Origin of the sequence: Faecalicoccus acidiformans, assembly GCF_014202635.1 — a bacterium.
In the GTDB taxonomy this organism is placed as follows: Bacteria; Bacillota_I; Bacilli_A; order Erysipelotrichales; family Erysipelotrichaceae; genus Faecalicoccus; species Faecalicoccus acidiformans.
The window spans coordinates 1-24482 of record NZ_JACHHD010000018.1 but is presented as its reverse complement, the minus strand read 5'-3'; the positions used below and the strand labels follow the sequence as shown (position 1 = coordinate 24482).

The window sequence follows — 24482 nt, the reverse complement described above, 5'->3', positions numbered from 1 at the left end:
AATACATAACTTTGTGTTTTGTCTTGAATAAGAATAGAAACCATCACCTTAGAATTCAAGAATACTGACAGAACCGAAGCAAATTGGATCACTATTGCATTGATCGAGAAAAAAATAATTGGTGAAGCATACAGTGTTTTTCATCATGATAAAAATAATATCCATTTCTAGATATAATTATTAATCTTGGCAAAGTCATTTTCTTTTCTTTGATCAATAATCTATGAAAGACATAACACTTCCAGCCTTTCGAATCGTTAAATCAAATCTTTGATCCGCAACAATCCTTTTTGATCAAAAAGGATTGATTTGATTCCCTGCAAGGTCTCATAACTGATAAAATCATATTCTGCCCGATTGAGAGCCATATAGATCTGCTGCAACATGTTTCTGTGATTGATCCACAAACTAGATTCTCCCAATCCTTCATCGCTCAGTTTATGTATATGATCCTCATCCAATAAAGGATAGTAATAATCATAAAGAACTGTCGTTTTTGGATTGGCAAACTTTGGTAAATCCAGTGCATCCTGATAGATTTTCGCATGATAGTGGCGCACCATGTTCAAAACGGCTTTTGACAGAAAAACAACAGAAGCACTGAAATCCGATTCTGTGACATCCTCATAATACTGTTCCAAATCACTGGCCGCTTCGATTTGATCTAATACTTGACCAGGAAGATCAGCATACTCCGTTTCACTGATGCCAAAATGAGCATAAAAATCAGTTTCTTCCTCTGATTCTGGTTCGCTTTTCATGTTCTCCATCATATTTTCTGCCATCGTATTCAGGCGCTCTTTTTCCTCATCGCTCATGGAATTCATCATTCTTGAAAGTGCCGAAAAATCAATATCACTAAATTTCATATTCATTCCTTTCTAAGAGGATCCACCTCTCCCGAGTCTTTTTTATTCTAATCGTTTTATCTGCTCATGAAAAGAAGAAGATCCTCGTTCAATAAAATAATGCAGATGGATAGTCCTTTTTAACTCGCTTTTGCGATATAATAATCAATAGAAATGAGGAAATAGCATGGAATCACTACAACAAGAACTTTATCAAGAATTACCAGAATTTGAAGAAAAGACAAAACAATTCTGCCGTAAAGAAATATCCGTCAAAGAGTATAAGGGCTATAGCGGAGGTTTTGGCTCCTATGCTCAACGTGGCGGTGAAGCATTTATGCTTCGCTTGCGCATGAATCAGGGGCGCATCACAAAAGAAAAATTGAATTTTATCGTGGAACAATGTCAAAAATATGATATTCACCGGACCCACTGTACTACATGTCAGACCGTGCAACTGCACGATGTCCAGCCAGATGCCTTGACTCCCATTATGAAAGCTGGGCTTGAAATTGGCATCGTGACCCGAGGAGGGGGCGGCGACTATCCCAGAAACGTCATGTGTTCTCCTTTATCCGGTATAGATCCGGAAGAACCATTTGACGTATACCCTTATGCAAAAGCAGCGGGCGAATACCTGCTTAAGATCATCAATAAATACTCCCTGCCCCGAAAACTCAAAGTCGCTTTCTCAAATTCTCAAGCCAATGAGACCCATGCGAACTTTCGAGATCTGGGATTTATTGCCAATCAAGATCATACCTTTGATGTATATTGTTGCGGAGGACTTGGGAATAATCCAATGATGGGCGTAAAAGTAGGAGACCATATTGATCCCAAAGATATTCTCTACTATGTCAACACAATGGTTCTTTTCTTCATGGAACACGGAAATTACACGAATCGTGCGAAAGCCAGATCACGCTACATACAGCAAGAATTGACAGAAGAAGAAATTCAAAAGGAATTCCAGGAAAAAGTCAAGCTTGCGAAACAAAACTTGGACCACGATGTAACGATCCAAGAAGAAAGCATCACTAAAACCGGCCCAATAGCGACAGAACTTCCCGACCGTGTACTCGCTCAAAAACAGCCCGGACTCTATACCGTAAAATATCATCCGATCTGCGGCAATATGGATGTTCAAAAATGGGCCGAACTGAATCATTTGATCCAAGACATGGAAGCAGTAGAACTGCGTTTATCCCCGCAAGAAGACATCTATATCGTGAACCTGACAATCGACGAAGCGAAAACTGTTGTTGCACATACACAGGATGGTGCTCGAACATCCTTTGAAGCCAGCGTTTCCTGCATAGGGGCTCAGACATGTCAAGTTGGTTTAAGGAATTCAAATGAAGTATTAAAAAAACTGATTGATTTCTTACGTCCATATAATTTTAAAGAAGGTGTTCTGCCTAGAATCTATATCTCCGGTTGTCCTAGTTCCTGTGGAACACACCAGATTGGAACCATCGGATTACAGGGTTTCACAAAATTAGTGGATAAGAAACCTTATTCTGCCTTTAAAATGTCATTGAACGGCAAACCTTGTCTGACAGGTACACAATTTGGAATAGAATCCGGCTTACTCTTAGAATCCGATATCAACAGCTTCTTTAAAGAACTGGGTGAAACGATCACAGAGGCCGATTCCACATTTGCAATTTGGCAAAAAGAAAACGCCGACCAGTGGCAAGCGTTACTTAAAAAATATCTGTAAAGATTTAGCTGTTCGACAAGCCGCGACCATAATCAACAAATCCGGTATGATCGAAACGAAAAAAGCATTCAACAGTGAAAGCCAAAGAGGGATGTGAGTATTCAAAAAGAATGGAAATGAGAAATAATAATACACATTTCCTAGAATATAGTAGATCGCAAGACCAAAAGCTCCGATGAAAAGATATTCTTTCATGGAACTTGGTCTTTTTCTTTGACGCAAAAGAGCACAGCTGCCAGTACATGCGACAAAACCAAGAATAAAGCCAAAAGTCGGGTACAAGATATACTGAATTCCTCCACCGCTGGCAAAGACCGGGATCCCCATTAGTCCCATCAAAACATAGACTCCCATGCAAAGAAGACCATAACGCAATGGCAGACAAAAGCCACAAACGATGCTCACAAACAACTGCATTGTGATATGCATGGAATAAACCGGTGTCGGCAAGGTAATCTGAATATAAGAAGAAAGAATCATCAACGCTAAAAAAAGAGCTGTGTAGCTAAAAAGTCGGATGGATTTCATGTACGATCCTTTCTATTACTTCTTTTTGTTCCAGACAAGCCACAAACCGGCTGTTTGGATACTGTTTCTTTAAAAAAGGAGAATCTAACATACTGACGACGACGGATGAATCCGACCTAGAATTGGGAAGCGTATGTTGGATCAGAGTTTCATTTGAACCTACAAATTCAGCCGCATCGATCCGGATCCATTGATGCATAAAATGATAGATTTCTAAAACATCTTGGATCTGATGCATATAACGCCCTTGCCCCCAAAAAAGATCCACAAAATGGGCCTTCGATTTTAACTCTTTTAAAATCTGACAAAAGTTTTCTATCGAGATATCTCGATATTGAGGTGCCATAAACAAGAAAGTCGTTGGATACTGATGCTCTTCCTGGATCCGTTGACAAAGATTCTTTATCTGTATCTTCGCCTTTTGAGAATGATTGCCATGCACCAACACGACAATACCTTTTGACTTTTCGCAAAGCGATCGCAAAAAAGAGATGTGTTCAGGATCCAGATTCAGAATCGTTTCGCAATAGCGATGATCTTGTAAATGATCCCGAATCACTCTAAGATCCTGAAGCCGGTCTTGCCAGTCCTTTAATATGGCTTTGTTAGCGATAGGATAAGCCCCGTTTGTATGACACGCCAGAACCAAATCGCCGTTTCGAGATTCCATCATACTGAAACAATCTTGTTCTAAATCTTTTTGCGCCGCCATGGCTAAAACCCCTCGCTTTTTGGCCTCTTGAATAAACTGTTGATTCATACGAGGATCATCGGTTGCCGCAATGGCCAAAGTGCACTGATCCAATGTCTTTACCAATTGTGGATAGGAACATTTCATGACAGGAAGCTTTTCAAACTCATCTAAATATTCCAAGCTCGAAATATAAATATGCGCATCCGCTTTTAAAAACTGACTAGCTTTTCGCAAAGCAACCTTCCCTCCGCCAAGGATACAGACTACATGATCTTTCCATTCAACATCGATACAAATTCTCATACTGTTTCTCCAAAAAGCTGCAATATCCCTTGCACTAACGCCTCCTTAGAAGAAAGTACCGGGTGCAGGTTGGTAAATCCCATTTCCTTGCCCTTCTGTAATGTCTTATGAGCAAAACAAACAATCGGCGTATTAAGAGCTAACCCTCGATCTTTTAAGATCTTTAAAGAACGAGAACAAGTGACCGCCACGGCATCCCACGAAACCTCAGGGAGATCAAAATCAGTTTCTTCTATGGTGTAACACGAAAAGGAGGGGTAGACATATTCGTTTTCTTTTGCTTTTATGACACAAACCGAAGTCAGATCTGTCCACTCCTTTTCAAACGACCGAAAATGAGAAAAAACACAATCACATAAGATTCCCTTTTGAATCAATGCCTCTTTCGTCTTGGAACCGATCGCAACGATTTTTTTCTGATAAAGATCTCTGATATCCAGATGATGAAATACCATATTCTCAAAGAATGATTCGACCGCATTCCGCGATACAAAGACAAAAGTAGAATAAGATTCTAATGTAAACTTCTCTTCAAAAATCGTTTTGATTTCTGCAACTTGTCGAATGCTCGGATAAATTCCGTAACGAAGGGTCAAATCCTCAATAGGCCAGGGAGTATTATCGATAGAACACAATAGAACCTGTTTCGAAAAATGCGGTAAACGACTCGCATTGGCTAACCTTTCCTGCTCTTTAACTACATCTCCGATCACAATCAGTAAAGGACTGGTATATTCTTTTAAATCTTGATTCAAAATCTGTCCTAGGCTTGATACTAAAACTTCTTGATGAGGATATGTCAAGTGCGATCCCAAGGCTATCGGTGTATCGGCCGGCATCCCATGAGCAAGACAGTTTTTCACCAATCGTTCAATTTTATGCGATCCCATAAAAAAGATCTGAGTATTCCTTTCCCTAGCCACTCGTTCATAATCTAGCGGATCTTTTCCATCTTGTGTATGCATTGTATGAACCACAAATCCTGTTGAAAGATGTCTTTGGGTCACCGGGATTCCGGCAAACCCCAAAGCCCCGATAGCGCTGCTGATTCCCGGTACATATTGACAATCACATCCATGATCCAAGACATAGAGCATTTCTTCGCTTCCCCTGGCAAATAAAAAGGGATCTCCCCCTTTTAGACGGACCACGTTGGCATATTCTTTATCTTTTTTTACCAACAGTTTTTCAATATCTGTCTGTAAAAAAGAAGGATGATAACCACGCTTTCCTACACAGATGCATTCACAATCGCCGGAAGTATATTGTAGAAATTCCGGATTCACTAAATGATCATATAAAACACAGTCTGCCATTTTCAAACACTTGATGGCTCCTATTGTCAACATATCAGGATGATAACATCCCGCTCCCACAAACCATATCATAATTCTTGTTCCTTTAATTTTTTTTGAAGCTGTGATCCGATTTGTTCCCAATGATCTAAAGAGAACGTCTCATGCACAAAACGACATGAAAATTCATCCTCTCCAAAACAGGCATCAACCACAACTGTTTGACCATGGATTTTGGCATAACATCCCACCGGGACATGGCATCCAGCATGACTCTGCATTAAAAAATCACGTTCAATCTGTACTTCTAACGCTCTTGAAGTCTCTGAAAAACATTTCTCATACTGCCTTTGATCTTCCTTGCGAATCTGTAAAGCCAATGTTCCCTGGCCACAGGCTGGAATCACAAAAGATGGATCCAGATACTCATCGATTAGAGCTTCGAGTCCCAAACGCTTCAACCCTGCACTGGCCAAAATCAAACCATCCCAATCAGATTCTTTCAATTTTTGCAGACGCGTTTCTATATTTCCTCTTAGATCCACAAACTGAATATCTGGCCGAAGCCGATGGATACAAGCTCGGCGACGAAGGCTACCTGTCGCAATCTTTGCTTCTGGGCGCAATTCCATGAGAGTTTGATGATCTTTTGAAATCAGGCAATCTCTAGGGTCCTCGAATAAGGCATGCTGCAACAGCATAAGATCAGGGTGCATCACAGACCCGACATCTTTTAAAGAATGAATAGCCAAATCGATTGTATGATCTAATAAAGCGAGTTCAATTTCTTTGATAAAGATGCCGGTTTGTTTCATTTGAACTAGCGGTGTCTTTTTATCCTGATCTCCTTTGACACGAATGGGGACGATTTCAAAGGATCGCTCCGGGAAGATCTTAGATAAAGCCTGAATCGCAAGTTCAGTCTGTTTCAAAGCTAATTTTGATTCTCGAGTCCCTACTTTTATGTTCATGCCGTTCCTCTTTTTTAACCATTTCATTATAAAATTTCGAGAAATATTATGCAAGAAAGCAAAAAAAGAGACATCCTAGGATGTCTCAAACTGATGAACCGCCGTTTCAATCTGCGAATCGGTATACAAAGTATCCTGATTATATTTTAACATCGCTTTCTGATAGAGTTTATCCCACGTTTCTGGATCACATTTACCGCTGATCGTCAAGGCATTATCCTTTTGGAATAGTTTTAAAGCTTCACTGCTCGCAACCGAAAAATATTCGTCGGTTCTATCCGCAGAATAACCCAAATACTTCAAAAAGATCTGGACTGCTTTAGCATTGACAGAAACAGTATCCGGTTCCAGGGTTTCTTGAGTCTCTTCTGCGTTATATTGAACATCTTCAATTTCTGAAGATGACGCCTCTATATCCGGTTCAAATCCTTCTTGATCAATGGAATCCCCGTTGGGTGTGTACCATTTGGCAATCGTATATTTAATGCTCGTTCCATCACTGAATGGAACACTCGTTTGTTCCGTTCCCTTTCCATAGGAAGTGGTGCCCACCGTGGTCACAATAGAGCCTAGATTATCCTTTAAAGCCCCGATCAAAGCTTCACTGGCACTGGCCGTAGTTCCATTTTGAAGAATCGCGATCTGATCTAACTGGACTTGCTCATAATCATCATTGGTCTTCGATTCACTACGGTTTCCATCCTTGTCCTCTTCCTGTACAACTACGCTTCCCTCAGGCAACAAAGAACTGGCAATATCTACAGCAGCACTTAAATAACCTCCTGTATTCCCCCTTAGATCAAGGATCAAATTTTGGATTCCCGCTTCTTGGATCCGATTCATAGCTTTCGCAAAATCAGCTCCGCTGTTTTCTGAAAAGCTAGTCAATCGAATCAGAGCATATCCTTGATCCTCAAACAACTGACAAGATACAGTCTCATCATACTCTTTAGGTTCAACCATTTTAGATTGCGTTTTTCCTTCATGAGTATAAACAATTTCTATCGGTGTTCCTTCATGATCCTTGATCAGCTGGACCAAAGTATCTGAATCAGTTTCTGAACAAGCCTGGCCATCAATCATTGTGATCACATCACCAACTTCTAACCCCGCATCTTCTGCAGGTGAATCCAAGAAGATATCTTTGACCACAAAATTTTGATCTTCATCTAGGAAATAAGACATGCCTAAACCCACATTGGAGCCTTCCAGACTTTCCGAGAATTCTTGAGCAGACTCAAGATCGAAATAATTCGTGTGCGGATCTTCTTCCAGATCTGTCATTCCTTCAATGGCTTTTTCTAATAATACTTTATCAATATCTTCCACTTCGTCAGCAAAATACCACTCTTCCCGAAGCAGATCATAGATTGCATTGAACTTCTCATCACTGACTGCCGCTTCCGATTGTGACCCCCGATCAAAAATGAACGGGACCGAAACGCCCAAGCCAAAAAAGAGAAGACATAAAATCACAATGATGACCGTCAGAGTCGTTTCTTTGTACTGCGCTTTTTTCATAGTATTTTTCCTTTCTTTAACGGTTGCCGCGTAACGTTTTCCCAACAGCCAGCAAACTGGCAAGTATGCCAATCAACAACCCTGAAATAACAACGCAGATTCCAACCATCCAGAAAACTTGCGTTGGTTCTATCAAAGAGAATAGATGCGAGAAAAGGACTCCGTTCATCTGCTCATATATTTTTGGATATCCAAAAGCTAAAAGTAAACAAGGAAACAATGCGCCTATGCCTCCAATCAAGACTCCCTGGATCTCAAACGGGATGCGTATAAACGCATTAGAAGCCCCGACTTGCCGCATAATCGCTATTTCTTCCTGTCGAGAATAGATTGTGGTCTTGATCGTATTATAGATCAGATATAAAGATAAGATCAAAAGAAGAACAGCCAAGGCATATCCAACCTTCCGTGCAACATCCATCAAATCAATCAAATCACGAACACTCGATCCTCCATAAGCTACCGAGCTAACACCTTCCAATTCTTCGATCTTATTTGCCGTTTGATCAATTTTGGAACTATCTTTGACAGTGACAAAGAAAGCATGAGATAAAGGATTGTCTTCTCCTCGATATAGACTGAACGCCTCTCCTTTTTCCTGGATCATCAATTCTAATTCCTGATCTTTATCAGAAAACTCAATCGAGTCAACATTCGAGACAGAATCAATTTCCTTTTCAATCTGCTGAATCGTTTCTTGATCATCAACTTCTTGATCCAACACAACATGTATGCTCATATCATGCTGAACATTTGTAGCAAAATGATCAACATGTAACCCAATCAACAAAAACAGACCAATCAAAAACAAAGAAACGATCATACAGCTGATAGCCGATATCGTCAGCAGCAAATGTTTTAGGATTCCTAAGAAGGCATATTTGAACTCATAAAACAACAGCGATAACCATCGTTTCATACGCTAACATAGCCGCCTTTCTTTGAATCTTTTACCACAAATCCCTGATCTAAAGTAATGGTTCGCTTTTTAAACTCGTTGACCAGTACGATATCGTGCGTCACCATAACCACGGTTGTTCCCATGGCATTGATCTTTTCCAGCAAAGCAATGATTTCACGCGATTTTTCGGGATCGAGATTGCCCGTAGGCTCATCGGCTATCAAGATCTTTGGACGATTGGCGATAGCGCGGCCAATCGTAACACGCTGCTGTTGGCCTCCCGAAAGTTCATCGGGATAAGCCCTTGCTTTTTCCTTAAGATCGACAAGTTCCAAAACTTCTTGAACCCGTTTGCGGATCATTTTTTTGGGAAGTCCCAGAACTTCTAAAGCAAAAGCAATATTCTCTTGTACCGTCAAAGTCGGCAATAAGCGATAATCTTGAAATACACAGCCGATATTTCTTCGATATTTGGGAACTTTTCGATGTTTTAAACTTCCTACATCGACAGAATCCACGATCACAAGGCCAGAATCAGGAACTTCTTCCCCATTCAAGATCTTGATGATCGTACTTTTTCCTGATCCGGTAGGACCTATGATATAGATGAACTCTCCATCCTCGATTTGTAAGGAAATACGATTTAACGCATGAACTCCATTTGGATATGATTTCGTAACATTTTTGAATTCAATCATGAGAACCTCCTATCCAAAGAAACGCTCCGGCCTTTCTCGACACGGCGTTCCATGACCATTTTCACAAGCTGTCGCTGTAGAGTTCCAGCCTGTTCCCCAGGCAAAATCAGCTGAACTGGAAAACCGTGAAATCGCCTCTTCTAAAGACATGGTGCCTAAATTATAAACTTCAATATGACAATGAGGACCGCTGGAATTTCCTGAATTTCCTGTTAAAGCCAACGTCTGCCCTTGTACGACACTCTGTCCGGCAGAAACTGCAAATCCTTCTCTTGACAAATGCGCAAAGCTGATTGCATAAGTGGTTCCATTGACCATACAGATCATCTCAAAGGTATTGCCGCCGCCAAAAGGATATCCGCTCCAGTTGCCCAAATAGCCCCCGTTAGAAGGTGCTGGATTGGCAGCATACAAGATCACACCGTTGGCAGGCGCCTTCACCGGCGTCCCAATCGGTACCGCATAATCCATTCCCAGATGCAGACCGCCCCCGGGATAAGCCCATGTTCCTGCCGAGATTCGACCTCCAGATATAGGAGCCGCAAAACCGCTGACATTCGTCAACGTTCCAGAATAACTAACAGAAATCATATTCGATCGTAACGATTCAATATCCTTAAAAGCGGCTTGTTTGGCTGCCTGCAGTTCCGCCATCTTCTGTTGATACTGAGCCGCCAATTGGTTGTAAGATTCTTCTAGTTGTTTGGCCTGCTGCCTCTGACTTTCTAATTGATCCTGTTGCGCCTGCGTATCTTCTTCAAGACGTACTTGTTCTGATTTTTGTAAGTCCAGTTCTTCCTTCAACTCTTTTAATTGTTCAATTTGATCTTGATCGTCTTCTGTGATTCGTTCCAATCCAGTGATGCGTCGCAACATATCATTCAGATCCGATGCTCCCATGATCAGATCAACAACCATATTTGTCCCCGTGTTCGACTGTTCTTCTTTCATCCGGGAAACGATTTGCTCATTCCAGGCATCGATTTCTGCCTGCTTTTTCTGTATCTCAGTATCCAGCTTTTTAATCTGTTCCTGGATCGTTTGGAGAGCCTCCTCTTTTTCCTGAATCTGTCCCTCTAAAGTTTCTTGCAGTTCTTTTTGAGTCTTCGCCAATTCTTCCATTTTCTCAGTATCTGCCTGCAAAGAAGCAATATCATTAGAATATTGTTCAATATTGGCTTGCAGTTCTTCATAACGCTGCTGCTGATACGTTTGAAATCCCTGGCACGCTTGAACATCCGCCTGCGAACTTTGAGGCTGAGAACATTTTTGAACCCAGTATCCGCTATCCGAATAATCTTGCGCATACACAGGAAGGATAGAACTCATGCCAAAAACCAGTAAACAGCACACAATCACGCGATTTCTTTTTTTCATCTTGTCCACCTCAAATACTTTCGACTAGCCAAATAGCTTCCCAACATACCAGCCAGAATACCAATCAAAAACAAAACGCCGCAAATGTACAGAAGAAAAGGATACGGATCTTTTAAGACAAAAAGCTCCGAGATAAACACTCCGTTTAAAGCCCGATATAATGCGGTATAACCAAAAATACAAATCAAAGAAGGAATCAAGGCTCCAAGAAAACCAGTCAACAGACCCTCCAACACAAAGGGAACTGTAATATACCAATTCATGGCACCTACTTGACGCATGATCTGGATTTCATCTTTACGAACTTGGATCGCCAGTTTGATCGTATTGCGAATCAAGAAAATCGCAAGACAAATCAAAGCCGCGACAAATACCAAGCCGCCAACACGAACCGATGAAAACAATTGAACCATGGTATTCACTGTATCTGTTCCATAAGTAGCTTCTACAACACCATTCAGTTTAGAGATCTCGGAAGTAATGTCCTCGATCTGTGTTGGGTCTTCCAATTCTACAATAAATACATCGTACAAAGGATTGCGATCTTCCCCCTCATATTGCGCAAACGTATCTCCATAATCCTCAATCAACTGCTCCAGCTCTGCTTCTTTATCACTGAACCGAACAAGTGAAATCCCCTGTATCTTCTGGATCTCTTTTTTAAGTTCCTCCTGCCCTGAAGCATCCAATGTCGGATTTAAAGAAACCTGGACGATCAGTTCTTCTTCGATATTTGTTGTAAAAGAAGAAACATTCCATGCCAAAACAAGCATCAACATAGAGATCAATAAAGCAATTGCAATCGAAAGCACCGACGAAAAAGTCAAAGCAAAATGACGACGCATATCTTTTCCAGCCTGTCGAAAGAGTCTAGGCAAGCACTTTATGAATAAGAACATTTCTTTTCACATCCAATCCTGATTATTATACCATGGTTAGTCTTACCGCCCAAGAAATCCATATTTCCCCAAAATCATAAAAAGACTCACATAGTTTCACACGAATTCCAAATAATTAAACGATAAAAATCATTTATATTAAAAGTGTCTTAAGAGAAGACAAAAAAAATCTCTTCATATCTCTCTCCTAAAAACAAATGATAACAACAAAGATAACATCTTCGAAAGAGGGTGTTATTTTTGTATACACAAGAATCAGCAAAAGAAAAGACGAACATCCGTCCGTCTGTGTACTCTATATAGTTAACCAAAGTAAATTGGTGAATTTTTAAAAATGGTGGAGCGTAGGAGGATCGAACTCCTGACCCCCTGCGTGCAAAGCAGGTGCTCTCCCAGCTGAGCTAACACCCCACAAACAATCAAAGCAAATGGTGGGCCTGAATGGATTTGAACCAGCGACCTCACCCTTATCAGGGGTGCGCTCTAACCAACTGAGCTACAGGCCCGTATTGCTGACTGCCTAGATATAATAGCATTCTCATAAAAGGATGTCAAACAGAAAATAAAAATTTTTTTCATGTGCCAAATCCAAAGATGGCCATGATCACAAAAACGGCCAAAAACAGAATTGTTGTCCATCGGCTAAAGAAAAGCTTTCCATACGGATATGTACAATATTCTTTTTGAAATAACTGATGAATCGATCGTTCTTCTTTTGATAAAGAAATCATCATCATAATCACACAAAATAAATAGAAAAAGCACCATAGAACCGGCCACGAAAGGTATGTGATCAAAACCGAAACTAAATTGTTTGCGATATGCATTCCTATAGGCAAAAGCAAGCTATCGTACTTTAAACTCACATATCCCAGCACGCAGCCCACAGCAAAAGTAACGATGCCCTGTTGCAGATTCATATGAAGCATCCCAAACAAAAGAGAACTGACTAAAACCGCAAAACCCCGGTGATACTTATCGAGTGTTCTAAGAATCAAACCTCGAAATAATAGTTCTTCAAACAAAGGCCCTAAAACGACAACATAGATCAAAATCAGAAAAGTATAGAAGCTAAATGGGCCCAATTCCAAACTGGAGCCTGACATGGAAACTCCAAACAAGCGACTCAAAAGCAAATTGACAAGATTCACAAAATAAGCCACAAAGAAGCTTATACCAAACATAAAAGATGTGGAAAGCCCCCATGTCTTGCATGATATTTTATTTCGAAATAGTTTTCCGAGCGGTACTTTTAGCCACGCTTTCCCTATCAGAAAAGCGATCACGATCACAAACAGCGACAACAGATACACAGCCAACATCATCAAAACAAGCTTGTGAAGAAAAGAAACAGGAAGGTATCCGATAAAAGACCCCAATCCCATTCCTAACACAAGCGATAAAAAAATATAAATCAATAGCAATCCTGTGCATTTATTGAAATCACTCTTACATTTTTTCCATAAAGAGAACTCGTTCATATTTCAATTCTAACAAAGAAACCCTAGATTGTCTAAGTTCTTCAAAGCTTCCTGGATCGCTTCAGGATCCGATGCCTCGATCGTATGGTAATGAATCCCATTGGTCAAATACGTCAAGGGGGCACTGTTATTTTTGCGGATATCTTCCAAAAAATTTTGTACATCCCGGCGGGAATGAATTGACAACTCTGCTTGAAGCCTTCCATAGGTCTCATGTTGTACAAATACATCTTTGACCCACGCTCCGGCATCGACGATGGTATTTAACTCTTCTTCGATACGATCATCAAAATGATGCACCTTGATGATTTCTTGACACGGTTTCTTTTCCAAAACATAACCCAGGCGAGTAGCTAAAATGGAGTTTCCCCGCTCGCGCAATAAAGTGATATCTTGTACGATCACCTGCCTGGAAACATGCAATTCTTTCGCAAGAGCACTGCCTGATAACGGATTTGAAGTCTGCTGTAACCGTTCCAGCAGCTTTTGTAAACGATACTCTCGACTCATATCAAACCGCTTTAAGATTCTTTAAAGAAAGATCCAGGATCTTGGCAGAATGTGTCAAAGCACCACTAGAAATATAATCAACTCCGCTTTGAATATATTGGGCAATATTCTCACGCGTCACATTGCCGCTGCATTCTGTCAGTGCTCTTCCTGCAATATAATCCACAGCTTCTTTCATTTGCTCCACATTCATATTATCAAGCATAATGATATCCGCTCCTGCTTCAACTGCCTCTTTGACCATTTCCATGTTTTCTACTTCCACTTCAATCTTTCGAACAAAGGAAGCATATTCTTTTGCCATTTGAATCGCATTGGTGATGCCTCCGGCAGCAGCAATATGATTATCTTTCAACAAGATCCCATCACTTAAGTTATAGCGATGATTATATCCTCCGCCTACTTTAACGGCATATTTTTCAAAGACCCGCATATTCGGTGTTGTCTTTCGCGTATCCAACAGCCGAATATTCGTTCCTTCTAATAGCTTGACTGTTTGTGCCGTATAGGTTGCAATTCCTGACATTCTTTGCAGATAATTCAAGGCCGTTCTTTCTCCTGTCAGCAAAGCGCGTATATCACCATAGATCTCTGCAACTAAATCTCCTTTTTGCACTCTGTCTCCATCATGAAAAAAGAAAGTAACTTCCGTTTTCGGATCTACAAGATGGAATACTCTTTCAAATACAGGCAGACCGGCAATTACACCATTTTCTTTACAGATCAGCTGTACACTTCCAGACTGATAACCTTTCATGATCGCGTTGGTCGTGATGTCCTCACTTGTCACATCCTCACGAAGCGCTTGAAGAATCAAAGTATCTACATTCATTGACATGGTGATCGAATTCATCTTTTTTCCCTCTTTTCTCTTTCGAATCGCATCCCAGACGATTTCTTTATAGGTCGATGTTTCTAACTTCTTTGCGGTTTCATCAGCTAAAGCTAAAAAATCTTTTGCTTTTTTGGGCTTTAACGCTAAAAGATCGTGCATGGCTCGTTTGGAAAAGACCAAACTTTCCAACAGCGAATTACTGGCGAGACGGTTTGCTCCATGGACCCCATTACAGGCTGTTTCCCCCACCGCATACAACTGATCCATCGTTGTCTTAGAGGCCGCATTCACATGGATACCACCCATAAAATAATGCTGAGCCGGCACAACCGGGATCCATTCTTTCGTACAATCGTATCCCTCATCCAAACAATGTTGATAGATATGCGGAAAATGCGAAAGAATCTGCTCTTTTCCCAACATTGTCATGTCAAGCCAAACATAGGGCATCTCATCTTTCTTCATTTGTTTGTAGATTTCTTTGGTCAAAAGATCGCGAGGCAAAACTTCATCGGCAAAACGTTTGCCATTCTTGCCATATAATTTGGCGCCTTCTCCACGAACACTTTCACTAATCAAAAAACGCCGTCCCTTTTTTGTAGAATAAAGTGTAGTGGGATGAATCTGGATATAGTCCGGATGCTCTAAAGCGATACGATGACGTAAGCTGATTGCCAAGGCATCCCCTGTCAGATGAGGGTAATTGGTCGAATTTGAAAACAGTCCTCCGATTCCACCGGTCGCAAAAATTGTAAAATCACTCTCGATCGCAATCGTTTCCTTGTCTCTTTGTGCCAAAATTCCATAACATATATTATCTTCTTCGATAATATCGACCATCGTTGTATTCTCCATCCAAGACACATTCGAACATTTTTTTGCTTGTTCCAAGAGACAGGAGGTGATTTCTTTTCCGGTGATATCTTCATGAAAAAGAATTCGAGGCTGAGAATGGCATCCTTCTTTCGTATAGATAGGATTGCCTAGTTCATCTTTAGCGAAACGCACCCCATAATCTTCTAATTCCGCAATGATCTCAGGTGAAGATTTGATCATGATCTCAACCGACTGTCGACGATTTTCATAATGTCCTGCTTTGATCGTATCTCTAAAAAAGCTTTCATAATCATCCGGATCTTTTAATACGCAGATGCCGCCTTGCGCCAAAAACGAATCACTCTCTTCCAATGTCGTCTTGGTCAACATCAAAATCTTCTTCTCCTTTGGTGCATGCAAAGCCGCAAACAATCCGCTGCACCCTGTTCCTACAATGACGATATCCGTATGAATCGTCTTCATGATTTGGTCATCTCCAACATCGTATCCATCGCTTTATAGGCCACTGACATGGTCTTGGAATCTAAATGGACTTCATTAGATTCATCACGCAATACTTGGTATAGCTTTTCTAATGTAACCTTTTTCATATCTTCGCAGACCAAGTTTTCGCTTAATAAATAGAATGTCTTTTCAGGATTCTGTTTTCGAAGCTCATGCAAGACTCCCTCTTCCGTTCCGATAATAAACTCCTTCGACTCACTTTGTTTGACAGCTTGGATTATACCCGCTGTACTGCCCGCATAATCAGCCAGGCATACGACTTCCTCCGGACATTCAGGATGTACAAAGACCAGTGCCTGGGGATGAGCACTTTTCGCTTTAAGTACATCTTCGGATGACATCGCATGATGCGTTGGACAATAACCATCGTTTAAGATCACATTTTTTTCAGGCACCAGTTTCTGAACAAACGATGCGAGATGGCGATCCGGAATAAAATAGATATTTTTCTGTGGAAGTTTGCGAACAATATCTACCGCATTTGAGCTTGTTACACAGACATCACTCACTTTTTTGAGCTCAGCAGTGGAATTGACATAACAAACTACCGCAAGATCATCGATTTCGTCGCGCATCTTCTGTACTTTTGCCAAAGTGGCCATATGAGCCATCGGGCAATCCGCTTCCAGATCCGGCATCAGCACCTTTTTATCCTGGTTGAGGATCTTGGCACTTTCGCCCATAAAAGAAACGCCGGCAAAGACAATGATCGAAGCGTCGATTGCTTTGGCTTTCTTTGCCAAAGCAAAAGAATCGCCGACAAAATCCGCAATATCCTGAACTTCTGGTATGACATAATAATGGGCCAATATAACGGCATTCTTCTCTTTTTTTAGTCTTAAAATCTCTTCCTTGATTCCCATATCGAAATCCTCCAAAAAAATCTGTCTTGACCATTATACACTGAGACATGTCAGGTGACAAGACAGGTTAAAGTGGAATCTATACTGAAAAAAAACAGGTGATAACTTTTTAAAAGTATTGTGTTGTCCTTTATTCATTGAAGTATAGATTATTCTTCAGAATTTAGAATTTATAAAACATAGGGTAAAAATAGACGTATAATATCTCTATAAATTGGAAGTTGTGTAAGCAAAGCGGGGGCTTAAAATGCGTATTTTGGAATATGGCAATACAAATAATCCAACAATAATGCTTGTTCATGGTTTTGAAAGTCCATATCAAATATGGATTGATTATATAGAGCATTATAAAGAGAACTATCATATTCTTGTGCCAATTTTGCCGGGACATGATGTGCAGGAGAAGTCCGAGTTCAATTCCTTTGATGATACTGCAAAAGAGATAGAAAATTATTGTATATCAAAATCTATTAACCATATATACGCAATTTATGGAATGAGCATGGGTGGAGTTTTAACATCGTATTTATGGAAAAACAAAAGGCTTACCTTTGAAAAGGTTATTTTAGAAAGTTCACCACTTTTACCATTTGGAAAATATATGACTCAAATGCTTATAAAACAGTACTTGTCTATAACCAAAAAAGCAAGAGAACGAAATCAAAAAGTGGTACGAAACGCAATAAATTCAATGGTAACAGAAGATATGCTGGATGTGTTTTTAGAACTGTTGGATAATATATCAGATGAAACCATAAAAAATTATTTATATGCAGTTGGACAATTCAAACTTCCCTCAGATATTGATACACCCAATACACAGATTATTTATTTTTATGGTGGAAAGATAAATGAATTTATTTTTAGAAATGTAGCAAAATATATCAAGAAAAATTATAAAAATTCTACAACTATTTGTTTAAAAGGAAAGGGACATTGTGAGGACGCATTACTGCACTCAAATGAGTGGATTGCACGACTGGATAAATATATTATCTAGTACTACAAATCCTAATTTGTAGAGATGATAGGAGTATTTATGAATAAAAAGTTAGTGAAAGAATTTTTAATAATAACATTTGTTATAATGCTAATATTTTGGGGTGGTTGTGCTTTAATTAGTCAAATATTTAACTTGACAATAAATAATATATTTTTAAGGATTATGCACATTATCGGGGGGTTCTCTCCAACTATTGCCTCTTATATATCACTAAAGAGAAATAACAAAGTTAAGAATTTAAAAGAATGGTTAAAAAAGATATTTGATATAAAACATAATATTTGGACTTATATTTTAGTAATTTTATTTGTATTGATTTATTATGTTTTGGGGTGTGCAATAAATGGATTTAAATTTGGTGCTCCTATATTTATGCTTATAGTAATTTTACCAATGATGTTATTTGGTGGTGGAAATGAAGAAGTTGGATGGAGAATGATTTTACAACCTGAATTGGAAAAGAAATTTGGATTTCATATAGCAACAATCTTTACTTCTATTATTTGGTGGTTATGGCATTTACCAATATTTTTTATAATAGGAACAGCCAATGCAAATATGAACTATTTTCTTTTTGGAATAATGTGTTTAACCTTATGCTATGCTTTGGCAACAATAAGAAAGGTATCGAAAGGTGTATTTCCTTGTATATTAACTCATTGTTTAATAAATGGGTTATCTGCAATATTTGTATTTAATTATAGTTTGTTAAGTTGTTGTATAACTTTAATTGTAACAATAATAGTATCAATACTAATTTTAAATATAAATAAAAGATATATAAGATAATAGCAAATTGGAATTTATTGAGGAGAGATAAAAAATGAACTTGAAAGATTTGAAAAAAGATTGTGCCCAAAAGCAAAAGAAAGGTATTCATTTTATCATTGCATCAGTAGTAATATGGATTATGGTTTTAATCGTACAATTAACAGATTTACCTATATTAACAAAAAATCTATTAACATTTTGTTGCACTGCACCATTATTACCTATAGCTTTTTTAATTTCTAAAATATTAAAAATACAATTTCAAGATAAAAGTAATCCATTAAACTACTTAGGAATACTATTTTCTGCAAATCAAATGATATACCTTTTAATAGCAATGTGGATTTATCCTACATTGCCAGATAAAATGCTAATGGTTATTGCTATGATATTCGGAGCACATTTATTGCCATACAGTTGGTTATATAATTCAAAAACATATATGGTATTGTCAATAATTATTCCAATATTATCTTTGATAGTTGGTTTAAATTTTGCTAATTATACTCTTGCAATAATGATGATACTGATAGAAATAATATTTAGTGTCCTGTTATCATTTGAGAATAAGAGAATAGTAAATGATTATGTCCAATAAATTGGAATTTAAAGAGGAGGAATAATGTAATGAACTTCTTTGAAAATACTCGTAAGCCACAAGGCTTCGGCGGAAAATTGATGACGAAGATGATGAACATCGGTCACGCCAAGTTATCACAATGGGGATTCTCAAATATCTCAGTGAATCCGGACGCTGCGGTACTGGATGTTGGTTGCGGAGGAGGTGCAAATATTGTTGCCTGGTTGGGCAAATGCGGAAATGGACATGTGACAGGAATGGATTATTCGCAGGTCAGTGTGGCAGAATCTCAAAAACTGAACGCCGCCGCCATTAAACAAGGAAAATGCTGCGTGGTTCAAGGTGATGTATCTGCTATCCCTTTTCCTGATGCGGTTTTTGATTATGTTTCTGCTTTTGAGACCGTTTACTTCTGGCCGGGATTGAAAAAATGTTTTTTTGAGGTAAATCGAGTTCTGAAAAACGGAGGGACATTCCTGATTTGTAACGAATCTGACGGAACGAATGACGCAGATGAAAAATGGACAAAGTTGATTGATGGTATGAAGATTTACACATCTGATCAGCTCATTGCTGCTTTGAAAGAAGCAGGTTTTACAGAGATAAAAACGTATTCAAATAAAAAAAATCATTGGATAAGTATTGTTGCAACGAAATAGCCAATTTCCAATTTAACAATTTCATATCCAGTATTATACAAAGCGGTCAGTCTTTATGATTGGTCGCTTTTCAATATCTGGAAAGTACTGTTTTCATCCAATATAAGCGTAAAGTTGAATTATGTCAGAGTCAACAATATGTACCTCTATCTCCCTTTGTTTTCAGTATAGAATAAAGTGGATTTGCGGACAAAAGTCAAACGACATAATTGAATCAGCCGCGAAAAATCAAAGAAGTCTTCCGTTTTAAAAATTAAGCGGTCTTCTCGTTGTATTTTATGATCTGATCATTTGGTCAAAACCAGTAAATCCATTAGAATTTTTAAATAATCGAGATTCATTCTTTGGAAGTTTCAGCCTAGAATATATGCTGTCAATAATCTTAAACCATGATAAACTAATCACGGAGGTTAACCCTATGAACTATGATTTCACAACGATTCTAAATCGTGAAGGCCACGATGCCTTAGCGGTAGACTCTTTGCCCATCCAAGGAGTAAAAGTCAAGGAAGGCTTTACGAAGATTCCTATGTGGGTGGCTGATATGAATTTTCCCGTCTTTCCCGGCATTCAAAGTGCCATCTCTAAACGCTTGCAGGAACCTCATTTTGGTTATTTTGAATTGCCTCAAGCCTATTATGATTCCATAATTCGATGGCAAAAAGACCGTCATCACAACGATGTCACAAAAGAACAAATTGGTTATGAAAACGGTGTTTTAGGATGTGTCAGCAGCGTTTTACAAACTTTCACGAAAGAAAACGACCCTATTTTGGTCCACTCTCCTACATATATTGGATTCACAAAGACTTTAAACAACAACCATCGAAAGATCATTCATTCTTCCTTGATCCTGGACAGGCATCAAATTTGGCGCATGGATTATCAGGACATGGACAAGAAAATCAAAGAATATCATATCAAAGTCTGTATATTCTGCTCCCCTCACAACCCAACAGGAAGAGTGTGGGAAAAAGAAGAGCTTGAAAAGGCCATGGAAGTTTATCGCAACAATGACTGCATTGTGATCAGCGACGAAATCTGGAGTGATTTGATATTGCCTGGCTACACGCATATCCCTACAGCGACGATCAATGAAGATGCCAAACAAAGAACGGTTTCAATCTTCGCCCCCAGCAAGACCTTTAATCTGGCAGGTTTGGTCGGCTCTTACCATGTGATCTCAAATCAGAAGCTTAGACAAGAGATTTTAAAGACTGAAGCCCGTTCACATTATAACTCTCCTAACATTCTCAGCGTCCATGCGCTGATAGGTGCCTATTCCAAAGAAGGAGAGCAATGGGTCGATGAGCTTTGTACAGTGTTAAAGACCAACATTGATCTTGCACTGAATACGCTCCATACATTGGCCCCAGAAATCCAAGTCTCTATACCACAAGGAACATACATGTTGTATCTGGACTGCACGGCATGGCTACAAAAACATGCGATGGATCTAGATACCTTATTAAGAAAAGGAATCGAAGTTGGCATCCTCTGGCAAGATGGCAGACCTTTCCAGAAAGAAAACACCATTCGCATGAACTTAGCACTGCCTACAAAAAAAGTAGAAGAAGCCTTTAAGCGTCTGCAAAATTTTGTGTTCAAAAATTCATAAAATAAAGCGAACCTCTTTCGTTTGATTTTCAAACTTAGGGTTCGCTTTTAAATATTCACAACTTCTTAATAACGAATTTTCTTAATTCTTCCAAATCCGATCGTTCCTTTGCCCACATGAGATAAGATCACCGTTTTGAACGCATGTTGAGAAACCGGCTGCCCCACCGCTTTTTCTAACATTTCTTTACACATCTCACTTTTTTCTTTATCAAAAGCATCGATGACCATCCATTCATAATCTTCAGGATCGACACCTTGAGTCACCACTTCCACTCCACGCTGATAAGCCTTCTTTAAAGTTCGTACCTTATCTTGCAGATCAATCGATCCATGACAAATATTCAATAACGGAACAATTTTCAATAAGCCCGCCAAAGAAGCAACGGCCGGCGAAATTCTTCCTCCTGCTTTGAGAGTTTCCAAGTTCTCGGGAATCAAAACAGCCATAAGCTCGCCTTCTTTTTCAATCTTTTCTTTAACTTGTGCCGTTGTATATCCTTTATCAAACATGCCTTTAGCCATTTCCATAACTCGAATCGTCGGATAACAAACAAATTCACTCTTTACTACAGTAACTTTTCCCGCATATTCTTCTTTGGCAAGATTCAAAGCCGTTTTATTCGTTCCCGATAAAGCACTAGTCAAAGGCAAATAAAACACTTCGTCGTATTCTTCTAATAATCGATCCCACATCTGGATCATATCCCCGATGATCGGCTGTGCCGTCTTTACACTCTTGTGCTGTTGTAAAGCATCTACTACTTCTTCATCTGTGATCGTTTCCGATTCAATATATTCTTTTCCATCGATGATCACAGGCATGCGCAATACAAAGATACCTAATTCTTGTGCTTCTTCTTTCGTGATATCTGCACTTGAATCCACCATCAACGCGATCTTATTCATAAAGTCTCCCCCAATTGATCAAAATAATGTTCCTGCATATACATCGCCACCCCATCATGATCATTGTCATAATGCGTGATTTCATCGGCGATTGCTTTTGTATCCTCACTGCCATTCAACATGCAGATTCCTTTTCCACTCACTTCAAGCATCGTATTATCATTGGTCGTATCGCCAAAAGACCATACGTTCTCTAAAGAAAAATCGTGATTATCACAAAGAATCTTCAAGGCATAGGCTTTTGAAATCCGGCGATCAGCAAATTCGATCAATGTAGACTGTGTCTTAAACGCTTTGTAGTATGGATTGGGACGTTCTTTGAAATACTCTTCAACTTTCAACGTCTGCTCTTTAGACATTCGAAACATGATCTTGGCGTTTTCACGTTCATAAAGCTCTTTATCAGAAGCGATCACATGAATCGGTTTTTGACTGGTTACCGCCGATTTTTTCATCGCATCATCGATACGTTGCGCCACCAGCATTCCATCTTGATAGATAAAAGCATTCGACGGAAAAGGCTTCATTAGATTTAAAATCTCCTGGATCCATTCTCTTTTTAGTTTATAAGAATCGATCTGTTTTTGTTTGAGATTATCCCATAATTCGCTGCCATTCATCCCGATCAAAAAATCAAACGCAAAACCAAAGCCCCAGTGCGGCGCATACTTCTGCAGCTCATCCACGGGACGTCCGGAAGCTAAGCCGAAATACACTCCTCTATCGTGAAGCTTTTCAATCATCTTTTTGGTTTTAGGCGTCAGTTCTCGATTTGAATTGATCAATGTGCTGTCGATATCACATAGTACAAGGCGTAATTGATTGTGTTCCATGACGAAAGTATAACACAGGACCTTCTTTCTTTTCTAGATTGACTCTTTTTAATTTTTGTCTAAGTAAAAAAACACAGTCCGTTTTAAGCTGTGTTTTCGTGATCATCCTAAACGCTTTACAAAATCTTGAAAAACTTCAGAGATCTTGATTTGTTGCGGACAGACTTTTTCGCAACTTCGACATCGAATACAAGCCCCTGGCCCTTGTTCTTTTGGCAGTGTTCCAATCACCATCGGAGCAATAAATCCTCCTCCAGAATAACAGAATTCATTATACAAGGAAATCAATCGAGGAATATCCAGTTGTTGCGGACAATGACTCGTACAATAATGACACGTTGTACAAGGTACGCCCGTCTTTGCGGTCATTTTTCTTGCGGTCGCCAGAAGTGTATCCATTTCTGTCGATGTCAAAGGTTCATCGCTTTCCCAAATCCGAATATTTTCTTGAAGCTGACTCATATTGGACATCCCCGAAAGAACCATAGTGACTTCCGGAATGGACTGGGTAAAACGAAAAGCCCACTCGACAGGATCTTTTTGGCCCAAAGAGGCTTCAAATTCAGAATCAATCTGTGCTAATTTTCCGCCACGCAAAGGTTCCATGACCCATACTGGGATCCCATATTCATGTAAGAGTGCACATTTTTCTTTCGCATTTTGAAATTCCCAATCTAAATAATTCAGCTGGAGCTGACAGAATTCCATAGAATCGCCATACGCTTCCAAAAAACGTTTCAAAACTGGAAAATCTCCATGACAGGAAAATCCCAAATGACGGATCCTTCCCTTTTTCTTTTGTTCCATCAGATATTCGTAAATATGATATTGCGGATCTAAATAAGCATCGATATTTTTCTCGCAGACATTATGGAACAAATAAAAGTCAAAATAATCAACTTGGCATTTTTTTAATTGTTCTTCAAAGATCTCTTCGACCTTTGCCATATTATTTAAATCATATCCCGGAAACTTATCCGCCAGATAAAAAGTTGAACGCTCATGTCTTTTTAATGCCTGACCGATGACGATCTCACTGGCGCCTTCATGATAGCCCCAAGCGGTATCAAAATAATTGATTCCTTTTTGAATCGCCAAGTCTACCATCTTCTGGACTTGATCAACATCCGGTTTTGTATCGCTTCCTTCTAACAAAGGAAGACGCATACAACCTAATCCTAAACCAGATAACTTTAAATCTTGAAATGTCCGTGTGATCATTGATACCCTTGTATGATACAAATGCACCTTGTCACACATTTATATCAATTTCCTTTCTAACCTTTTGTACTATATAGATGAAACCTTAATACTCTGATTGA

The 24482-nt window shown here is 39.3% G+C and carries 23 protein-coding genes and 2 tRNA genes; 6 read left to right on the top strand and 19 right to left on the bottom strand.

The genetic code is table 11. From position 1 onward, the window contains the following. Positions 1-257: 257 nt before the first annotated feature. A complete protein-coding gene (locus HNQ43_RS08200; protein WP_183376663.1) occupies positions 258-869 on the bottom strand; it encodes a hypothetical protein in 612 nt (203 codons plus the stop codon). Between the two features lie 166 nt (positions 870-1035). Between HNQ43_RS08200 and HNQ43_RS08195 the strand changes: the two genes are divergently transcribed. Then, entirely contained in the window at positions 1036-2571 is a 1536-nt protein-coding gene (locus tag HNQ43_RS08195; RefSeq protein WP_183376661.1) for a nitrite/sulfite reductase, read from the top strand. Here the strand turns inward: HNQ43_RS08195 and HNQ43_RS08190 are convergent. The 15 genes from HNQ43_RS08190 to nadA all read right to left on the bottom strand — a co-directional run bounded on the left by HNQ43_RS08190 (position 2551) and on the right by nadA (position 16788). Continuing rightward, entirely contained in the window at positions 2551-3099 is a 549-nt protein-coding gene (locus HNQ43_RS08190; protein WP_183376659.1) for a biotin transporter BioY, read from the bottom strand. The two genes, HNQ43_RS08195 and HNQ43_RS08190, sit on opposite strands and share 21 nt — an antisense overlap. Beyond that, on the bottom strand, positions 3077-4096 hold the full coding sequence (locus HNQ43_RS08185; protein WP_183376657.1) for a precorrin-2 dehydrogenase/sirohydrochlorin ferrochelatase family protein: 1020 nt from the start codon (positions 4094-4096) through the stop codon (positions 3077-3079). Before HNQ43_RS08185 ends, HNQ43_RS08190 begins: the two co-directional genes overlap by 23 nt. Next, a complete protein-coding gene (gene cobA, locus HNQ43_RS08180; RefSeq protein ID WP_183376655.1) occupies positions 4093-5484 on the bottom strand; it encodes a uroporphyrinogen-III C-methyltransferase in 1392 nt (463 codons plus the stop codon). The genes HNQ43_RS08185 and cobA overlap by 4 nt, the downstream gene beginning before the upstream one ends. Next, positions 5481-6362, bottom strand: coding sequence for a hydroxymethylbilane synthase (gene hemC / locus HNQ43_RS08175; RefSeq protein WP_183376653.1), 882 nt, complete (start codon positions 6360-6362; stop codon positions 5481-5483). Before hemC ends, cobA begins: the two co-directional genes overlap by 4 nt. Before the next feature lie 75 nt (positions 6363-6437). After that, positions 6438-7883 (bottom strand): S41 family peptidase, encoded by a 1446-nt coding sequence (locus tag HNQ43_RS08170; protein WP_183376651.1) that lies wholly within the window; start codon positions 7881-7883, stop codon positions 6438-6440. Positions 7884-7899: 16 nt separating this feature from the next. Beyond that, complete coding sequence (gene ftsX / locus HNQ43_RS08165; RefSeq protein WP_183376649.1) at positions 7900-8802, bottom strand: permease-like cell division protein FtsX; 903 nt, start codon at positions 8800-8802, stop codon at positions 7900-7902. Beyond that, on the bottom strand, positions 8799-9482 hold the full coding sequence (gene ftsE / locus HNQ43_RS08160) for a cell division ATP-binding protein FtsE (RefSeq protein WP_183376647.1): 684 nt from the start codon (positions 9480-9482) through the stop codon (positions 8799-8801). Before ftsE ends, ftsX (HNQ43_RS08165) begins: the two co-directional genes overlap by 4 nt. Positions 9483-9491: 9 nt before the next feature. Continuing rightward, positions 9492-10859: a murein hydrolase activator EnvC family protein gene (locus HNQ43_RS08155; RefSeq protein ID WP_183376645.1), complete on the bottom strand. Its 1368-nt coding sequence runs from the start codon at positions 10857-10859 to the stop codon at positions 9492-9494. Further along, positions 10856-11758 (bottom strand): permease-like cell division protein FtsX, encoded by a 903-nt coding sequence (ftsX, locus tag HNQ43_RS08150; RefSeq protein ID WP_280525464.1) that lies wholly within the window; start codon positions 11756-11758, stop codon positions 10856-10858. Before ftsX (HNQ43_RS08150) ends, HNQ43_RS08155 begins: the two co-directional genes overlap by 4 nt. 335 nt (positions 11759-12093) lie before the next feature. Next, positions 12094-12169 (bottom strand) — tRNA-Ala (locus tag HNQ43_RS08145). 18 nt (positions 12170-12187) lie between these two features. Beyond that, positions 12188-12264: transfer RNA gene (locus HNQ43_RS08140), tRNA-Ile, on the bottom strand. Between the two features lie 69 nt (positions 12265-12333). Continuing rightward, on the bottom strand, positions 12334-13239 hold the full coding sequence (locus tag HNQ43_RS08135; RefSeq protein ID WP_183376641.1) for a CPBP family intramembrane glutamic endopeptidase: 906 nt from the start codon (positions 13237-13239) through the stop codon (positions 12334-12336). A 9-nt stretch (positions 13240-13248) separates the two neighbouring features. Beyond that, positions 13249-13749 carry a transcription repressor NadR gene (locus HNQ43_RS08130; RefSeq protein WP_183376639.1) on the bottom strand — a complete coding sequence of 167 codons (501 nt, stop codon included), beginning with the start codon at positions 13747-13749 and terminating at the stop codon, positions 13249-13251. Between the two features lies 1 nt (position 13750). After that, a complete protein-coding gene (locus HNQ43_RS09340; RefSeq protein WP_183376637.1) occupies positions 13751-15883 on the bottom strand; it encodes an L-aspartate oxidase in 2133 nt (710 codons plus the stop codon). Next, positions 15880-16788 (bottom strand): quinolinate synthase NadA, encoded by a 909-nt coding sequence (gene nadA / locus HNQ43_RS08120; protein WP_183376635.1) that lies wholly within the window; start codon positions 16786-16788, stop codon positions 15880-15882. The genes HNQ43_RS09340 and nadA overlap by 4 nt, the downstream gene beginning before the upstream one ends. A gap of 247 nt (positions 16789-17035) precedes the next feature. On the opposite strand from nadA, the gene HNQ43_RS08115 reads away from it, so the two are divergent. From HNQ43_RS08115 to HNQ43_RS08095, 5 genes are all read left to right on the top strand, one after another. Beyond that, complete coding sequence (locus tag HNQ43_RS08115) at positions 17036-17788, top strand: hypothetical protein (RefSeq protein ID WP_183376633.1); 753 nt, start codon at positions 17036-17038, stop codon at positions 17786-17788. Between the two features lie 39 nt (positions 17789-17827). Next, positions 17828-18580 carry a type II CAAX endopeptidase family protein gene (locus HNQ43_RS08110; protein ID WP_158095866.1) on the top strand — a complete coding sequence of 251 codons (753 nt, stop codon included), beginning with the start codon at positions 17828-17830 and terminating at the stop codon, positions 18578-18580. Positions 18581-18614: 34 nt separating this feature from the next. Then, positions 18615-19160, top strand: a complete 546-nt coding sequence (locus tag HNQ43_RS08105; RefSeq protein WP_022356404.1) for a DUF7010 family protein — start codon at positions 18615-18617, stop codon at positions 19158-19160. A 29-nt stretch (positions 19161-19189) separates the two neighbouring features. After that, positions 19190-19801 carry a class I SAM-dependent methyltransferase gene (locus tag HNQ43_RS08100; RefSeq protein ID WP_183376631.1) on the top strand — a complete coding sequence of 204 codons (612 nt, stop codon included), beginning with the start codon at positions 19190-19192 and terminating at the stop codon, positions 19799-19801. Positions 19802-20219: 418 nt separating this feature from the next. Further along, a complete protein-coding gene (locus HNQ43_RS08095) occupies positions 20220-21419 on the top strand; it encodes a MalY/PatB family protein (protein ID WP_183376629.1) in 1200 nt (399 codons plus the stop codon). Between the two features lie 65 nt (positions 21420-21484). On the opposite strand, the gene HNQ43_RS08090 is transcribed toward HNQ43_RS08095, so the two are convergent. The 3 genes from HNQ43_RS08090 to HNQ43_RS08080 form a co-directional block, all read right to left on the bottom strand. Beyond that, positions 21485-22327, bottom strand: coding sequence for a DegV family protein (locus tag HNQ43_RS08090; RefSeq protein WP_183376627.1), 843 nt, complete (start codon positions 22325-22327; stop codon positions 21485-21487). Further along, positions 22324-23160, bottom strand: coding sequence for a Cof-type HAD-IIB family hydrolase (locus HNQ43_RS08085; RefSeq protein ID WP_183376625.1), 837 nt, complete (start codon positions 23158-23160; stop codon positions 22324-22326). Before HNQ43_RS08085 ends, HNQ43_RS08090 begins: the two co-directional genes overlap by 4 nt. A gap of 102 nt (positions 23161-23262) precedes the next feature. Further along, on the bottom strand, positions 23263-24381 hold the full coding sequence (locus HNQ43_RS08080) for an aldo/keto reductase (RefSeq protein ID WP_183376623.1): 1119 nt from the start codon (positions 24379-24381) through the stop codon (positions 23263-23265). Between the last annotated feature and the right edge of the window lie 101 nt (positions 24382-24482).